At 45.2% G+C, this 15,189-nt stretch carries 9 protein-coding genes; 1 reads left to right on the top strand and 8 read right to left on the bottom strand.

Going from position 1 to position 15,189, the window contains the following annotated elements; all coding sequences use genetic code 11:
- Positions 1-136: 136 nt before the first annotated feature.
- The 4 genes from ACOJUO_RS20670 to ACOJUO_RS20655 form a co-directional block, all read right to left on the bottom strand.
- The gene (locus ACOJUO_RS20670; RefSeq protein WP_422138001.1) at positions 137-1,711 is read right to left on the bottom strand and encodes a WD40 repeat domain-containing protein; all 1,575 of its coding nucleotides are present in this window, start codon (positions 1,709-1,711) and stop codon (positions 137-139) included.
- Positions 1,712-2,027: 316 nt separating this feature from the next.
- The gene (locus ACOJUO_RS20665) at positions 2,028-3,602 is read right to left on the bottom strand and encodes a WD40 repeat domain-containing protein (protein WP_422138000.1); all 1,575 of its coding nucleotides are present in this window, start codon (positions 3,600-3,602) and stop codon (positions 2,028-2,030) included.
- A 155-nt stretch (positions 3,603-3,757) separates the two neighbouring features.
- Positions 3,758-5,323, bottom strand: a complete 1,566-nt coding sequence (locus ACOJUO_RS20660) for an F-box/WD repeat-containing protein (RefSeq protein ID WP_422137999.1) — start codon at positions 5,321-5,323, stop codon at positions 3,758-3,760.
- A gap of 174 nt (positions 5,324-5,497) precedes the next feature.
- Positions 5,498-7,063, bottom strand: a complete 1,566-nt coding sequence (locus ACOJUO_RS20655; protein ID WP_422133813.1) for an F-box/WD repeat-containing protein — start codon at positions 7,061-7,063, stop codon at positions 5,498-5,500.
- Positions 7,064-7,166: 103 nt separating this feature from the next.
- Between ACOJUO_RS20655 and ACOJUO_RS20650 the strand changes: the two genes are divergently transcribed.
- Positions 7,167-7,397, top strand: coding sequence for a hypothetical protein (locus tag ACOJUO_RS20650; protein WP_422133812.1), 231 nt, complete (start codon positions 7,167-7,169; stop codon positions 7,395-7,397).
- Here the strand turns inward: ACOJUO_RS20650 and ACOJUO_RS20645 are convergent.
- From ACOJUO_RS20645 to ACOJUO_RS20630, 4 genes are all read right to left on the bottom strand, one after another.
- Positions 7,373-8,959: an F-box/WD repeat-containing protein gene (locus ACOJUO_RS20645; protein ID WP_422137998.1), complete on the bottom strand. Its 1,587-nt coding sequence runs from the start codon at positions 8,957-8,959 to the stop codon at positions 7,373-7,375. The genes ACOJUO_RS20650 and ACOJUO_RS20645 overlap by 25 nt on opposite strands.
- Positions 8,960-9,146: 187 nt before the next feature.
- Positions 9,147-10,730, bottom strand: a complete 1,584-nt coding sequence (locus ACOJUO_RS20640; RefSeq protein WP_422137997.1) for an F-box/WD repeat-containing protein — start codon at positions 10,728-10,730, stop codon at positions 9,147-9,149.
- 102 nt (positions 10,731-10,832) lie between these two features.
- Positions 10,833-12,434: a WD40 repeat domain-containing protein gene (locus tag ACOJUO_RS20635; protein ID WP_422133809.1), complete on the bottom strand. Its 1,602-nt coding sequence runs from the start codon at positions 12,432-12,434 to the stop codon at positions 10,833-10,835.
- A 189-nt stretch (positions 12,435-12,623) separates the two neighbouring features.
- Positions 12,624-15,110 (bottom strand): ankyrin repeat domain-containing protein, encoded by a 2,487-nt coding sequence (locus ACOJUO_RS20630; RefSeq protein WP_422137996.1) that lies wholly within the window; start codon positions 15,108-15,110, stop codon positions 12,624-12,626.
- Between the last annotated feature and the right edge of the window lie 79 nt (positions 15,111-15,189).

The raw sequence follows: 15,189 nt of genomic DNA, 5'->3' as shown, positions 1-15,189 counted from the left end.
TCTTTCAAAGCCACATTCTTCTTCGCTTGCAACAATGGGTGAGGGAGTCGTGAGGCTCCCCCTGTCTGAGTTTTGGGACAGCCGCAATGAAGGTTTTTTCAGCACAGGTGCAATGTCGTTAGTCAGTGAAAAGCATTCAATTATTGCTCTGCAGTTCAGTAATTTGTACTGTTTCATCCCAACCGGCGGTTACCACATAGCGACTATCGGCGCTGACGGTGGCTGAAAGGATAAAGTCATCATGGGTAATACAGGCTTTTACTGACCATGACCCATCGCTCGTCTGACCAATGATTTTTGCTGTCCAGTTCCGGCAAATCGTCACGATATGGCTGCCATCATGACTGAATCTGGCTAAGGCCACAGCTCTGTCATCTTTAATGACGGCTTTTTCTTGCCATTTTTCATCAGCGTTCAGGTAATAGATTTTCACCGTGCCGTCATTACAGGCAGTCACCAAATGGAGGCTGTCGGGGCTAAAGGTAGCTGAGTTGACACAACCCTCGTGCTCAATGGTGGCTATTTCTACCCACAATCCATTGCTATCCCTGCCAAAGATTTTCGCCTCTTCGTCTTTGCTGGCAGTCACTACATAGCGGCCATCGGGGCTGAAGCTGACTGATTTGATGGTCCCACAATGGGAAATGGTACCTTCTAATTCCCAGGATCCATCGGCCTTCTGGCCATGGATGTACGCTGTGTGATTCCCCCAGACGATGACCAAATGGCAGCCATCGGTGCTGAAGGTGGCAGATATTTCATTGACGTCCTGGGGGCACGTGAATTCACTTAAGTCGATACAACCTTGGGACAGGCTTGCTGTTACTGCCCATGATCCATCGTCCATCCGGCTATGGATTTTCGCTGTGTGATCCCAACAGACGGTTATCACATGGCAGCCATCGCTGCTGAAAGCGGCTGACTGGACATAACCATCATTGCGCAGGGTGAGGGTGGTTGATAATGCCCATGATTCATCGGACCCCAGGCTATATATTTTCGCCGTGTAATCGCTGCTGATTGTTAGCAAATGCTGACCATCAGGGCTGAACATGGGTGATTTGACCCTGCAGTGATGGGGAATGCTGGTTTTTTTTACCCATGATCCAACACTCTTATGGTCATAGATAGTTGCCTTATGCTTATCATTGACAGTCACAAGATGACGGCCATCGACGCTGAGGGCGGCTGAGTTGATTATATTATTTTCGTGAATAGTGGCTTCTGTATTCAGATTAAATGTTTCACATTGAGACATTAGCCGGGTTCTCGTGAAATATAACAGCGCAGGCGAATAATCGCTCTCCAGCGAGAGATTTGCCATTGACTCGGCTAACGCCTCATCTTTCATAAAGGGCTGCAACCAATCACGAATTTGATTCCTGTCTTTTGCATTGATGGCCGTATTCAGTTGCTGCTGGTGTGCTGAAGAAAACTGTTGATACCAGGCTTTTGCCAGAGCGTTCTGTTCTTTGAAAGCCGTTCCAAGGTGTTCACGTCTCAGTGTTGTATTGTCAATATCTCTAAGCTGCAAACAGCGAAAAATTGTGGAAGGTGAGGATAAAGACACTAGTGATGGTCTTTGCTTTTTTTCCTCGCCAACAACAGTGACGCTCCTGCCCGCGCTGTCATTGGTTGGTGTTGCCAGTCGAGCTCGCTTTGGTGGTGAGACTGGACCTTCAACGATGGGATTATTATCTATTCCGTGCATGTCTGACTCCTGAAAAGTTTGGAATTTATCTTCGATCAACAGAGAGTTCGAAAAGTGTATGATGATTTAGAGACTGTTCTGGAATGAAAGTTCAAAACATTTTGTTAAGTACAACTAACATTTTTTTCGAGATCTGTATGTGGCTCGGCAACCTTCTCAGCCTTCGAAAACGATTCAAACCAGTCACTGAGTTGATGCCTGTTTTTTGAGGTGATGGCTGTTCTTGGTTGATACTCTGGCAAGAGGTAACAAGGATAAATGCTGCAGTGAAGGTTTTTTCAGCACAGGTGCAATGTCGTTAGTCATTGAAAAGCATTCATTTATTTCTCTGCAGTTCATTGATTTGCACTGTTCCATCCCAACTGGCGGTTACCACATAGCGATTATCGGCGCTAAAGTTGGCTGTCGTAATCCTGTCATAATCGCTGATGCTGGCTCTTTCTGACCATGACCCATCGATCGCCTGAGCAATAATTTTTACTATACCGTTATCGCAAGCCGTCGCTATAAGTTGGCCATCAAGGCTGAAGGTGGCAGAACACACAGCGTCAGAATGTTCAATCACGGCTTTTATTTGCCATGATTCATTAGCGTCCAGGTAGTAAATTTTCACTGTACCATCATGACTGGCAGTCACTATATGGCGGCTATCGGGGCTGAAGGCAGCTGAGTTGACAGAATCCTCGTGGTCAATGGTGGCTATTTGTACCCATAATCCATTGCTATCCCTGGTAAAGATTTTCGCCTCTTTGTCTCTGCTGGCAGTCACTACATAGCGGTCATCGGGGCTGAAGCTGACTGAATTGATCGTTTTTTTATGGGAAATGATACCTTCTAAGTCCCAGGATCCATCGGTCTTCCGGCTATGGATGTTCGCTGTGTGATTCCCCCAGGTGATTACCAAATGGTTGCCATCGGTGCTGAAGGTGGCAGATATCTCATTGGCGTCATCGGCCCTCATGAATTTACATGATTCGATAGGATCCCGGGAAAGGCTGGCTGTTACTGCCCATGATCCATCGTCCATCCGGCTATGGATTTTCGCTGTGTGATCCCGAAAGACGGTTATCACATGGCAGCCATCGCTGCTGAAAGCGGCTGATTGGACAATACCATCATTGCGCAGGGTGAGGGTGGTTGATAATGCCCATGATTCATCGGACCCCAGGCTATATATTTTCGCCGTGCAATCGCTGCTGATTGTTAGCAAATGCAGACCATCAGGGCTGAACATGGGTGGTTTGACCCTGCAGTTATGGGGAATGCTGGTTTTTTTTACCCATGATCCAACACTCTTATGGTCATAGATAGTTGCCTCATGGTTATCATTGGCAGTCACAAGATGACGGCCATCGACGCTGAGGGCGGCTGAGTTGATCAAACTATTTTCGTGAATAGTGGCTTCTGTATTCAGATTAAATGTTTCACATTGAGACATTAGCCGGGTTCTGGTGAAATATAACAGCGCAGGCGAATAATCGCTCTCCAGCGAGAGATTTGCCATTGACTCGGCTAACGCCTTATCTTCCATAAAGGGCTTCAACCAATCACGAATTTGATTCCTGTCTTTTGCATTGATGGCCGTATTCAGTTGCTGCTGGTGTGCTGAAGAAAACTGGCTATACCAGGCTTTTGCCAGAGCATTCTGTTCTTTGAAAGCCGTTCCAAGGCGCTCGCGTGTCAGTGTTGTATTGTCAATATCTCTAAGCTGCAAACAGCGAAAAATCATGGAAGGTGAGAATAAAGACAGTAGTGATGGTCTTTGCTTTTTTTCCTCACCAGCAACAGTGACGCTCCTGCCCGCGCTGTCATTCGCTGGTGTTGCCAGTCGAGCTAGCTTTGGTGGTGAGACCGGACCTTCAACGAAGGGATTATTATCTATTCCGTGCATGTCTGACTCCTGAAAAATTTGGAATTATCTTCGTCCAATAGAGACGTTCGAAAGTTAATCATTCAGGTTAGAAACTGTTTCGGAATGATAAGTTCAAAACATTGTGTTAAGTGCAACTAACAAAGTTTCTGTCTTTTCGCCTGCGCAGAAAGATGTCAGACAATGACAGCAGGTAATGAATCATTCATCCGTAGTTCAGTGATTTGCACCTCACAGTCCCTGCCGGCAGTAATCACATGGCTGCCATCGGCGCTGAAGGTAGCATATAAGACGTTGCCTTTGTGGTAAATTCTGGCTTTTTCTGACCATGATCCATCGTCGTTCTGGCCGATGATTTTCGCCGTTCCGTCCCAGCTGGCAGTGACCAGATGGCGACTATCAGGGCTGAAGCTGGCTGAATTGACCCCATCGTCATGGTTAAAGGTGGCTTTTTTTATCCATTTTTCATCAGCGTTCAGGTAATAAATTTTCACCGTGCAGTCGTTACTGGCAGTGAGCACGTAATGGCCATCGGGACTGAAGGTGGCTGACTTGACAGCACAATCGTGTTCAATGGTGATTTCTGGCAGCCATGACCCATTGGCCTGCCTGCCATAGATTTTCGCTGTGAAATCACGGCTGGCGGTCACGATATAGTGACTGTCCGGGCTGAAGTTGCCCGTGTAGACGAGACTTTTATGGGGAATGATACCTTTCACTTCCCATGATCCATCGGTCTTCTGACTGTGTATTTTTGCTGTGTAATCAAAACCCGCTGTGACCAGATGGCAGCCATCGGCGCTGAGGGCGGCTGATTCGATACGTGCATTATGGGAAAGGGTGGTTGGTAATTCCCATGATCCATCGTCTTTCAGGCCATGGATCATCGTCGTTCCGTCCCTGCTGGTAGTCAAGACATGGCGCTCATCGGCAATGAAGCTTAATGAATGACGATTATTTGCAAGGGTCGCTTTATGTTTCCATGACCCATCAGCCTCCTTGTCATAGATTTTCACTGTGCCATCGCTACAGGCGGTCAACACACGGTCACCATCGAGGCTAAAAATAACTGAGTTGACCCAGTCCTCATGGGGAATGGTGGTTATATTTTCCCATGATCCGTCAGTCTTATAAACGTAGATTTGCGGCGTTCTTTCTCTTGGGTCTTCAGCGACGGTTACCATATGGCGGCCGTCAACACTGAGGAGAGCTGTTCTGATAGCCCTGTCTTCCTTGATGGTGGCTTTATTAACCAATTTAAAGGTTTTACACTCGGACATCAGCTTAGTCTTGGTGAAATATAACCGTGCAGGTAAATAAACACTCTCAGGTTTGCAATCTTTGAACGACGTCAGTACCGCCTCATCATTAGTAAATGACTGCAACCAGGCACGGAGTTGATTCCCATTTTTTGTATTGATGGTTTTCCTGAGTTGATACTGGTGTGGTGAAGAAAACTGTCGATACCAGGCTTTTGCCAGAGCGTTATCTTCGTTGATAAGGTCGCGAAAGCGGGTACATACTTTTGTTAAGCTGCTAACATCCCGAAACTTCAAATGAGAAAAAATCATGGAAAGTGATAATGAAGATAAAACCTGCAATGAAGGTTTATTCTCGGTTTCCTTGTCGGGTTCAGTGACGCTCCTGCCCGCGCAGATAACCTTTGGTGTTTCCAAACGAACTTGCCCGGGTGGTGGTGAGTGTGAACCATCGGTGCTCGATTGATTATCTATTCCATGCATATTTTATTTCCCTGAAAGTGAGTATGGCAAAGACGTCCAATATTGATTCAGGTAGTTAGAATCGGATTTAGAGGGAAAGTTCATGACATGTTGTTTAGTTCAACTAACAAAAACAGGACTCTGATTCCGGACAATGGTTAATAATTTCTATCTTTCAACACAGGCAGAATGGCGTCACTCAGTGACGCTAAACAATGAATGATTCTTCCGCAGTTCAGTGATTTTGACCGAGCGGTTGCTGGCGACGCTTACCACATATTGGCCATCGGTGCTGAAGCTGGCTGAGTTGATCCAGCAGCCATCCTTGTGGGAAATGCAGGCTTTTTCTAACCATGTCCCATCGTCCTTTTTGCCAATGATTTTTGCTGTTCCGTCATTGCCTGCGGTCACTACATTCCGGCCATCAGGGCTGAAAATGCCTGAGAAGACTCCCTGTTCATGGACAATGTTGGCTTCTGGCTGCCATGATCCATCGGCTCTCTGGCTATGGATTTTTACCGTGCCTTCCAAACTGGCAGTTACCACATAGCGGCTATCGGGGCTGAAGTTGGCTGTGAGCACACGGCTAATATGGTGAATGGTGTCTTCTGGTTCCCATGACCCATCGGCCTTTTGGCCATTGATTTTTGCCGTTTTATCCATACTGGCGGTCACCACATGGCGGCCATCGGGACTGAAGGCGGCTGAGATGACCATATCAAAATGGGGAATGGTAGCTTTTTCTCGCCATGATCCATCGGTCTGCTGAGTATGGATTTTCGCCGTGTCAACTAAACACGCGGTTATTAGGTGGTAGCCATCGGGGCTGAAAGTAGCAAATATGATCGGACTGTTCGTGAGTATAGTGGCTTCACTTTCCCAGGACCCATCGTCCTTGAGGCCATAGATTTTCGCCGACATATCGGAACTGGCGGTCACCACACGGCGGCCATCGGTGCTGAAGGTGGCTGATTGGACTTTTTTGGTATGGGAAATGCGGCCCACTGGTTCCCAGGACCTGTCGGCCTTAAGGCCGTAAATTATAGCCGTGCCATCTTTACTGGCAGTCACCACATGGTCACCAGAGGGGCTGAAGCTGGCAGAAGTGACCGCTTTGGCATGAGGAAAGATGGCCTCTGGTTGCCATGATCCGTCAGGCTTATTGACGAAGATTTTTGCTGAGTCATTAATACAGGTGGTGATCATATGGCGGCCATCAACACTGAGGCTGGCTGAAGTTACCTGTTCATTTTTCTTAATCTTTGATGCTGTAACTAATTTAAACGTTTTACATTCAGACATCAGTTTACTCTTGGTGAAAAAAAACAGAGCGGGTACATAAACTTCCTCCGGGTTGCGGTCTGCCAGTGATTTCACCAGTGCCTGATCACTGGTAAACGACTCAAACCAATCATAAAGTTGATTCTTGTTTTTTGCAGTCATAGACATCTTCAGTTGGTACTGGTGTGACGAAGAAAACCGACGATACCAGGCTTTTGCCAGAGCATTATCTTCTTTGACAACCTTGTGAAGGAAGTTACATACCTGTTCTAAACTGCGGATATCCCGGAGCTGCAGATAACGAAAAATCCTGGAAAATGCTAATGAGGGTAATTTCCGCAATGAAGGTTGATCCTCCATTTTCTCGTCAGGTACCCTGATACTCCTGCCCGCATAGGTACCCCTTGGTGTTTCCATACGAACTTGCTCAGGTGGTAAGAGCGAAACTTGAGTTCTGGCGTTATTATCTGTTCCATTCATATTTTTTTCTCTGAAAGCAGGTAGCTATCCTCGATGAGCAACGATGTTCAATATTCATCCAGCTGCTTAGAGTTGGTTTTAGAATGAAAGTTCATGACATCTGGTGAAGTTTCTCGTCATTCCCGCGAAAGCGGGAATCCACACTGACTCACCACCAGAACCATACTGCCCGGTGCCCCCCGGCCTTGTCATCCCCGAGAAGGCAGAGACCCACTGTTGGCGCTGGATTCCCGCCTTCGCGGGAATGACGACTTCAGAGCGTGAGAACGAGCTGTTGAAGTTTTGCGACACCCTCTTGAGTAAGAAAAATCACAAGATGGTACAGATACGCTGAAGAAGGGGTGGGGCAGCAGGCAATAAATCACTCCACTGTAGTTCAGTGATTATCACCTTGTTGCCACCAGCGGTCACCACATGACTGCCACCGTCGCTAAAACTGGCTGACATAACCCGGTATCCATGGGAAATGCGGGCTTTTTCTAACCATGACCCATCGCGCTGCAGACCAATGATTTTCGCTGTGCCATCATTACTGGCGGTCACCAAATGGCGGCCATCAGGGCTGAAGGCCGCTGAGCTGACAGGATCATTATGTTTAAAGGTGGCTTTTATTACCCATGATCCATTGTTTTTCTGGCGATGGATTTTCACTGTATTATCCCAACTGGTGGTGACCACATGGTGGTTATCGGGGCTGAAGGTGGCTGATAGAACCGTGTGATCATGGGAAATACAGGCTATTTCTAACCATGAGCCATCGAGCTGCTGACTAATGATTTTCGCCGTGCCATCTTCGCTGGCAGTCACCAGGTGGCGGCCATCAGGGCTGAAGGTGGCTGAACTGACACGATTCTGATGGTTAAAAGTGAAGGCTGCTTCTTCCCATGATCCATCGGTTTTCTGGCGATGTATTTTCACTGTCTTGTCCCAACTGGCGGTGGCTACATGGTGGCCATCGGGGCTCAAGTTGCCTGAGTAAACAGCTTCATTATGGAAAAATGTGGCTGTCAATTGCCATGATCCATCGTCCTTCCGGCTATGGATTTGCGCCGTTCTGTCCGAACTGTTGGTTATCACATGGCGGCCATTGCTGCTAAAGCTGGCTGCCAGAACCGAGTCATTATGGAAAATGCAGGCTTTTTCTGACCATGATCCATCGCACCCCAGACGGTATATTTTCGCTGTGCCATCCCAACTGGCGGTTAACACTTGCTCCCCATCGGGGCTGAAAATAGCTGAGACGACCCTTCTTCCATGGGGAATGGTGGTGTTTGTTTCCCATGATCCATCAGCCATGCGGCGGTAGATTTTTGCTGTATAATCGAAACTGGCGATTAACAGATGGCGGCCATCGACACTGAGGGCGGCTGAGTCGACACATTCATTTGCGTGAATGGTATCTTTTCTCACCAAATTAAATATTTTATATTCGGACATCAGCCTGGCTCTGGTGAAATATAACTGAGCAGGCACAGAAGCCCCCACCGGGTTGAGGTCTGTGAGTGACTTCAACAATGTCTGATTATTCGTGAACGACTTTAACCAATCACGGAGTTGAGTAGCATCTTTTGTTTTGATGGCTGTTCTTAGTTGATACTGCTGTGGTGAAGGAAACTGACGGTACCAGGCTTTTGCCAGAGCCTTATCCTCTTTGACAGCCTCGTGAAGAAAGGTACAGGTACGTTCTATGCTGCGGATATCCCTAAGCTCCAAATAGGAAAAAATCATGGAAAGTGATAATGGGGATAAAAACTGCAATGAAGGTTTATCCTTTCTTTTCTGGTCAGGTACCCTGACCCTCCTGTCTGCATGGTTACCCTCTGGTGTTTGCAATTGAGCTCGCTTGGGAGGCGAGTGTGAAACTTCAATTCTGGGGTTATTGTCTATTCCATTCATATTTTTTTCTCTGAAAGCAGGTACGTATCCTCAATGAGCAGCGACGTTTAATATTGATCCAGCGGTTTAGAATCGGTTTTAGAATGAAAGTTCATGACATGTTGTTAAGTGCAGCTAACAAAATTTATTTTTTTCAACACAGGCCGTATGGTGTCACTCATTGACCACCCGTGTTGAGTAAGAAAAATCACAAGATTGTACAGATACGCTGAAGAAGGGGTGGGGCAGCAGGCAATAAATCACTCCACTGTAGTTCAGTGATTATCGCCGTGTTGTCACCAGCGGTCACCACATGACTGCCATCGTCGCTAAAACAGGCTGATATAACCCAGTATCCATGGGAAATGCAGGCTTTTTCTAACCATGAGCCATCGAGCTGCAGACCAATGATTTTCGCTGTGCCATCATCACTGGCGGTCACCAAATGGCGGCCATCAGGGCTGAAGGTCGCTGAGGTGACAGGATCCTCATGTTTAAAGATGGCTTTTTCTACCCATTTTCCATTATTTTTCTGGCCGTAGATTTTCACTTTGCAATCACTGCAGGTCACCAAATGACGGCAGTCGGGGCTGAAGCTGGCTGATAGAACCTTCTTATCATGGGAAAAGCAGGCTATTTCTAACCATGAGCCATCGGGCTGCTGGCTGATGATTTTTGCTGTGCCATCGTCGCTGGCGGTCACCAGATGGTGGCCATCAGGGCTGAAGGCGGCTGAACTGACTCGATCCTGATGGTAAAAAGTGAAGACTGCTTCTTCCCATGATCCATCGGTCTTCTGGCGATGGATTTTCGCTGTCTTGTCCCAACTGGCGGTGACCAGATGGTGGCCATCGGGGCTCAGGTTACCTGAGTAAACAGCATTATCATGGAAAAATGTGGCTGTCAATTGCCATGATCCATCGTCCTTCCGGCTATGGATTTGCGCCGTTTTATCCGAGCTGTTGGTTATCACATGGCGGCCATTGGCGCTAAAGCTGGCTTTTATAACCGAGCCATTATGGAAAATGCAGGCTTTTTCTGACCATGACCCATCGCACCCCAGACGGTATATTTTTGCTGTGTCATCCCAACTGGCGGTTAAAACTTGCTCCCCATCGGGGCTGAAAATAGCTGTGCGGATCCTTCTTCCATGGGGAATGATGGTGTTTGTTTCCCATGATCCATCAGCCATGCGGCGGTAGATTTTTGCTGCATAATCGCAGTTGGCGATTAACAGATGGCGGCCATCGACACTGAGGACGGCTGAGTCGACTGATTCATTTTCGTAAATGGTGTCTTTTCTCACCAAATTAAATATTTTATATTCGGACATCAGCCTGGCTCTGGTGAAATATAACTGAGCAGGCACAGAAACCCCCACCGGGTTGAGGCCTGTGAGTGACTTCAACAACGCCTGATTATTCGTGAACGACTTTAACCAATCACGGAGTTGAGTAGCATCTTTTGTTTTGATGGCTGTTCTTAGTTGATACTGCTGTGGTGAAGGAAACCGACGATACCAGGCTTTTGCCAGAGCGTTATCCTTTTTGACAGCCGTGCGAAGGATGGTACAGGTAAGTTCCAGGCTGCGGATATCTCTAAACTCCAAATAGGAAAAAATCATGGAAAGTGGTAATGGGGTTAAAGCCTGCAATGAAGGTTTATCTTCTATTTTCTGGTCAGGTACCCTGACGCTCCTGTCTGCATGGTTACCCTCTGGTGTTTGCAAATGAGCTCGTTTAGGAGGCGAGTGTGAAACTTCAATTCTGGGGTTATTGTCTATTCCATTCATATTTTTTTCTCTGAAAGCAGGTACGTATCCTCAATGAGCAGCGACGTTTAATATTGATCCAGCTAGAATCCAACCATTGACCACCCTGTTGAGTAAGAAAAATCACAAGATTGTACAGGTACGCTGTAAAAGGGGTGGGGCAGGCAATAAATCACTCCGCTTTAGTTCAGTGATTTTCACCATGTGGCCACCAGCGGTCAGCACATGACTGCCATCGTCGCTAAAGCTGGCTGATAGAACCCAGCCATCATGGGAAATGCAGGCTTTTTCTACCCATGACCCATCGGGCAGCTGACCAATGATTTTCGCCGTGCCGTCGTCACTGGCGGTCACGAAATGGAGGCCATCAAGGCTGAAGGCGGCTGACCTGACGCGATCCTTATGGTGAATGATGGCATTTTTTAGCCATGATCCATTGTCTTTCCGGGCGTAGATTTTCACTGTGCCATCATAGCCGACAGTCACCAAATGACGGCAGTCGGGACTGAAGGTGGCTGATTCGACAATACCATCATGGAGTAGTATGGCGGTTAATTCCCATGAACCATTGTCTTTGCGGCTATGGATTTTTACAGTGCAATCACTACTGGTGGTCACGAGATGGCGGTTATCAGGGCTGAAGGTGGCTGATAAGACACTACTCTCATGGTCAATGATGGCTTCTTCTTCCCATGATCCATCGGTCTTCCGGGCAAGGATTTTCGCCGTACTATCCCAACTGGCGGTGACTGCATAGCGGCTATCAGGGCTGAAGCTGGCCGATTCGACACCATCATTATGGGAAAATGTGGCTGTCAATTGCCATGATCCATCGTCTATCTGGCTATGGATTTGCACCTTTCCATCCGAACTGTGGGTTATCACATGTTGGCTATCGGCGCTAAAGTTGGCTGATAGAACCATGGTATCATGGGAAATGATGGCTTTTGGTTGCCATGATTCATCCAGTTTCCATGCTTCTTCGTACCCCAAACTATATATTTTTGCTGTGCCATCGCGGCTGGCGGTCAACACATGCTTCCCGTCGAGGCTGAAAATAGCTGAGTAGACAAAGCTTTTATGGGAAATGGTGGTTACTTTTTCCCATGATCCATCAGTCATGTGGCGATAGATTTTTGCCTTGTTTTGGTAATTGACGGCTACCAGATAGCGGCCGTCGGAACTGAGTGCGGCTGAGGCGATACGTTTTTTTCCGTGAATGGTGGCTTTTGTCAGCAAATTAAATGTTTTACATTCGGACATCAGCCTGATTTTGGTGGAATATAACCGGGCAGGGAAACAACTATCCTCGCGATCGAGATTTATGAGTGACTCCACCAACGCCCGGTCATTCGAGAACGACTCTAACCAATCACGAAGTTGATTATCATCTTTTGTTTTGATGGCAGTGCCTAGTCGACACTGCTGTGCTGAAGAAAACCGACGATACCAGTCTTTTGCCAGAGCCTTATCAGCTATGACAGTCTCGCGAAGGGGGGGACAAACCCGTTCTGAACTGCGGATATCCCGAGGCTCCAAATCGTGAAGAATCATGGCAGATGATGACGGGGATATAACTGATAATGAAGGTTTTTCTTTTTCTTCCCAGTCAGATACCGTGATGCTCCTTCCTGCCCTTGTAATCGCTGATGTTTCCAATCGAGCTCGTTTGGGTGGTGGCGAGTGAGGGCCTTGAACGATGGAGCTATTGTCTATTTTATTCATGTTTTGTTCCTTGAAAGTGAGTATTTCATCCTTGATAAGCAAGGGGCGCTATAGTTGATACTTGAATTTAGATTCGATTTTTGCAGGGAAGTTCATAACAGGTTGATAAGTAAAACCAACAAAATTTTATTATCTGACACTGGCAGAATGGCTGATTTTCAGGATGGTGCGTAACTTGAGTTATTTAAATCAGCTCATTTTTTGTATTTTCGGAGGTGTGGCTCCGTCAGTCGAGGAGTTAGTGAACGGACGCTTAGATGATTTCATTGTATTCCCACTATTTGTTGGGAAAGCACCGGCTGTTGAAACAACATCGGACAGAAATTCGACAATTGTATGAGCACCTTTTTTTCTTGCATAATCTAATGGACTATCACCTTCAGTTGTTAACTGGTCAAGACTGAAGTCAGATCGTTTTAATAGTAATTGGATGAAACTTAGTGAATCAGACTCAATAGCTGCCATCAGCACAGTTTTTTTGCAGCCTTTTTTCTGAAGAAGTGTTTTTCTATTGCTGATCGCCTCTTCAACTTTTTTACGTGCTTTATCATTATTGTGAGAAGTTTTATTGTACTCGCCAATTAATGCCACAATGTCATCTCCGTGAAATTCAACTCCCACTCTTGTATCTTTCAGATTATCTGCCAATGTCTCTATGTCACAAAATTGCTTCTCGTTTAGCCTCCTCTTTATAAAGCTACGTACTGTTATATCGCGTTTAATGGGCTGATCAATATTGGCACCCAGATTGATTAGTTTGTTAATAATCTCATAGCTTGTTGAATCAATTCTTCTCTGACGGGCAATATGGCATAATGCGGTCTTGCCCCGAAAGTCTTTAGCATCAACGCAGAGTTTATGACAATCTAATAGGGACTTAATTATCTCAGTAAAATCACTATTGGTATTCTTGTCTTTGCTTTTCTTGAAACAGTCAATAGCTACTTGGAGCGCTGTTTTTCCTTTGAGGCCGGGAGCATTGATATCTTGTTTTTCTATTAATATCCTGACAACCTTCACGGCAGTATTCTGGATAGCATAAATAAGTGGTGTTTCATTGTTGGCTTTTAAATTATTAATACCTAGGCGATTTATCATTATTTTCATCAGATCTGGTGTGTCGGTTTGGATAATCGACGTTAATAATCTTTCTTTGTAGTTATCTTTCAGATCACTAGCCTTGAGTGACAGCATCTCTTTTCTTATTATTTCATAAGCTTCGAACCGATCCATGTTGGGAAGTCTGTTTAGTTTGGCAATCGATGGTATTAATGGAAATCGGCCATTTCTAAAGTCTTCCAGATTATCTGCCAATGCCTCTATATCATAAAATTGCTCCTTATTTAGCCTCCCCTTTATAAAGTTACGTACTGTTATATCGCGTATAATGGGCTGATCAATATTGGCACCCAGATTGATTAGTTTGTTAATAATCTCAAGGCTTGTTGAATCAATTATTTTCTGAAGGGCAGTATGACATAATGCGGTCATACCCTCAGAGTCCTTAGCATCAACGCAGAGTTTATGACAATCTAATATGAACTGAATTATCCTAGTAAAATCACTAATAGAATTACGATCGGTAATCATATCTTTCCTTTTCTTGTAACAGTAAATAGCTACTTGGAGTGGTGTTTTTCCTTCGAGGCCGGGAGCATTGATATCTTGTATTTCTATTAATATCCTGACAACGTCCACGGCAGCATTCTGGATAGCATAAATAAGCGGTGTTTCATTGTTGACTTTTAAATTATTAATACCCAGGCGATTTATCATTATTTTCAGCATATCTGATGAGTCGGTTTGGATAATCGACATTAATAATCTTTCTTTGTGGTTATCTTTCAGGTCACTAGCCTTGAGTGCCAGCATCTCTTTACTTATTTTTTCACGAGCTTTGAGTTCATACCAGTTGGGAATTTTGTTTATGTTGGCGATCGATTCTATTAAAGAGTCAATAGTTAATTCATGGCTAATACCCTTTTGACTTCTGGAGTTCTCTGTTTTCTCGACATCCCATAAATTTTTTATGTGATCGATAATACGGAGTCCATTGCTTAAAATGCAGGAATATAAATCGCTATTCTTACCAGAACATCTATCAGGATGAAAATATTTTGTTAACGTTTTAATAATGTACTCTACATTTAAATTGTCTGCATTTTGATCAATCTTCAATATGTTGGCTAACAGAAACTTGAATATTTTTTTTTCGTTATAAGTTATTGTAACTTCGTTCTCAATTTTATTTAAAATTGATTCTATGAAGTTTCCGACACCTTTAAGTTCCCTTAAAGATTCTTTTAAATTGATCCTCTTCGATCTATGTTCCTTGTTGAGCTCTTCTAGAGCGTCTTGTATTTCTATTGAATCAGCAATATTACTCTCTATCGTTCTGCAGAAATTTTCGGCATGCTTGTTTAATCCATCAAAAAAATCAGAGGTTTGAGCAAGGGTGGGTAATATATGAATGAATTCGATAGTTCTTTCATTGATAGGTGTGTCATTCGGAAGTTTATTGGAAAATTTAAGGCTCTGCTGACTATAAACTTCCATAAGTCTAATTTTTAAAAAGCGTCCCACAGATCTGCTGTTGCCTGAATGAATCAGGCAGCCACCTGTGTTATGTTCGTCAAACAGAACCTTTGAAATCAAACCAAGCGCTTCCATGTTCATAGTTATGTACTTCCTTTCATTAATTTTTTGTAAATGGTTTTTAGACTTTATTATTGATTAGGTCATCCGTTAGACTTTT

It is taken from the genome of Endozoicomonas sp. ALC020 (assembly GCF_049275935.1).
In the GTDB taxonomy this organism is placed as follows: Bacteria; Pseudomonadota; Gammaproteobacteria; order Pseudomonadales; family Endozoicomonadaceae; genus Endozoicomonas_A.
The sequence above is the reverse complement of the archived record's forward strand: the minus strand, read 5'-3'. Positions and strand labels throughout refer to the sequence as shown.

Excerpts from the sequence above, each read along its gene's own strand:
- ACOJUO_RS20635 (WP_422133809.1), bottom strand. The coding sequence starts at position 12,434 with ATGAATAAAATAGACAATAGCTCCATCGTTCAAGGCCCTCACTCGCCA.
- ACOJUO_RS20670 (WP_422138001.1), bottom strand. The coding sequence starts at position 1,711 with ATGCACGGAATAGATAATAATCCCATCGTTGAAGGTCCAGTCTCACCA.
- ACOJUO_RS20640 (WP_422137997.1), bottom strand. The coding sequence starts at position 10,730 with ATGAATGGAATAGACAATAACCCCAGAATTGAAGTTTCACACTCGCCT.
- ACOJUO_RS20660 (WP_422137999.1), bottom strand. The coding sequence starts at position 5,323 with ATGCATGGAATAGATAATCAATCGAGCACCGATGGTTCACACTCACCA.
- ACOJUO_RS20665 (WP_422138000.1), bottom strand. The coding sequence starts at position 3,602 with ATGCACGGAATAGATAATAATCCCTTCGTTGAAGGTCCGGTCTCACCA.
- ACOJUO_RS20645 (WP_422137998.1), bottom strand. The coding sequence starts at position 8,959 with ATGAATGGAATAGACAATAACCCCAGAATTGAAGTTTCACACTCGCCT.
- ACOJUO_RS20630 (WP_422137996.1), bottom strand. The coding sequence starts at position 15,110 with ATGAACATGGAAGCGCTTGGTTTGATTTCAAAGGTTCTGTTTGACGAA.
- ACOJUO_RS20655 (WP_422133813.1), bottom strand. The coding sequence starts at position 7,063 with ATGAATGGAACAGATAATAACGCCAGAACTCAAGTTTCGCTCTTACCA.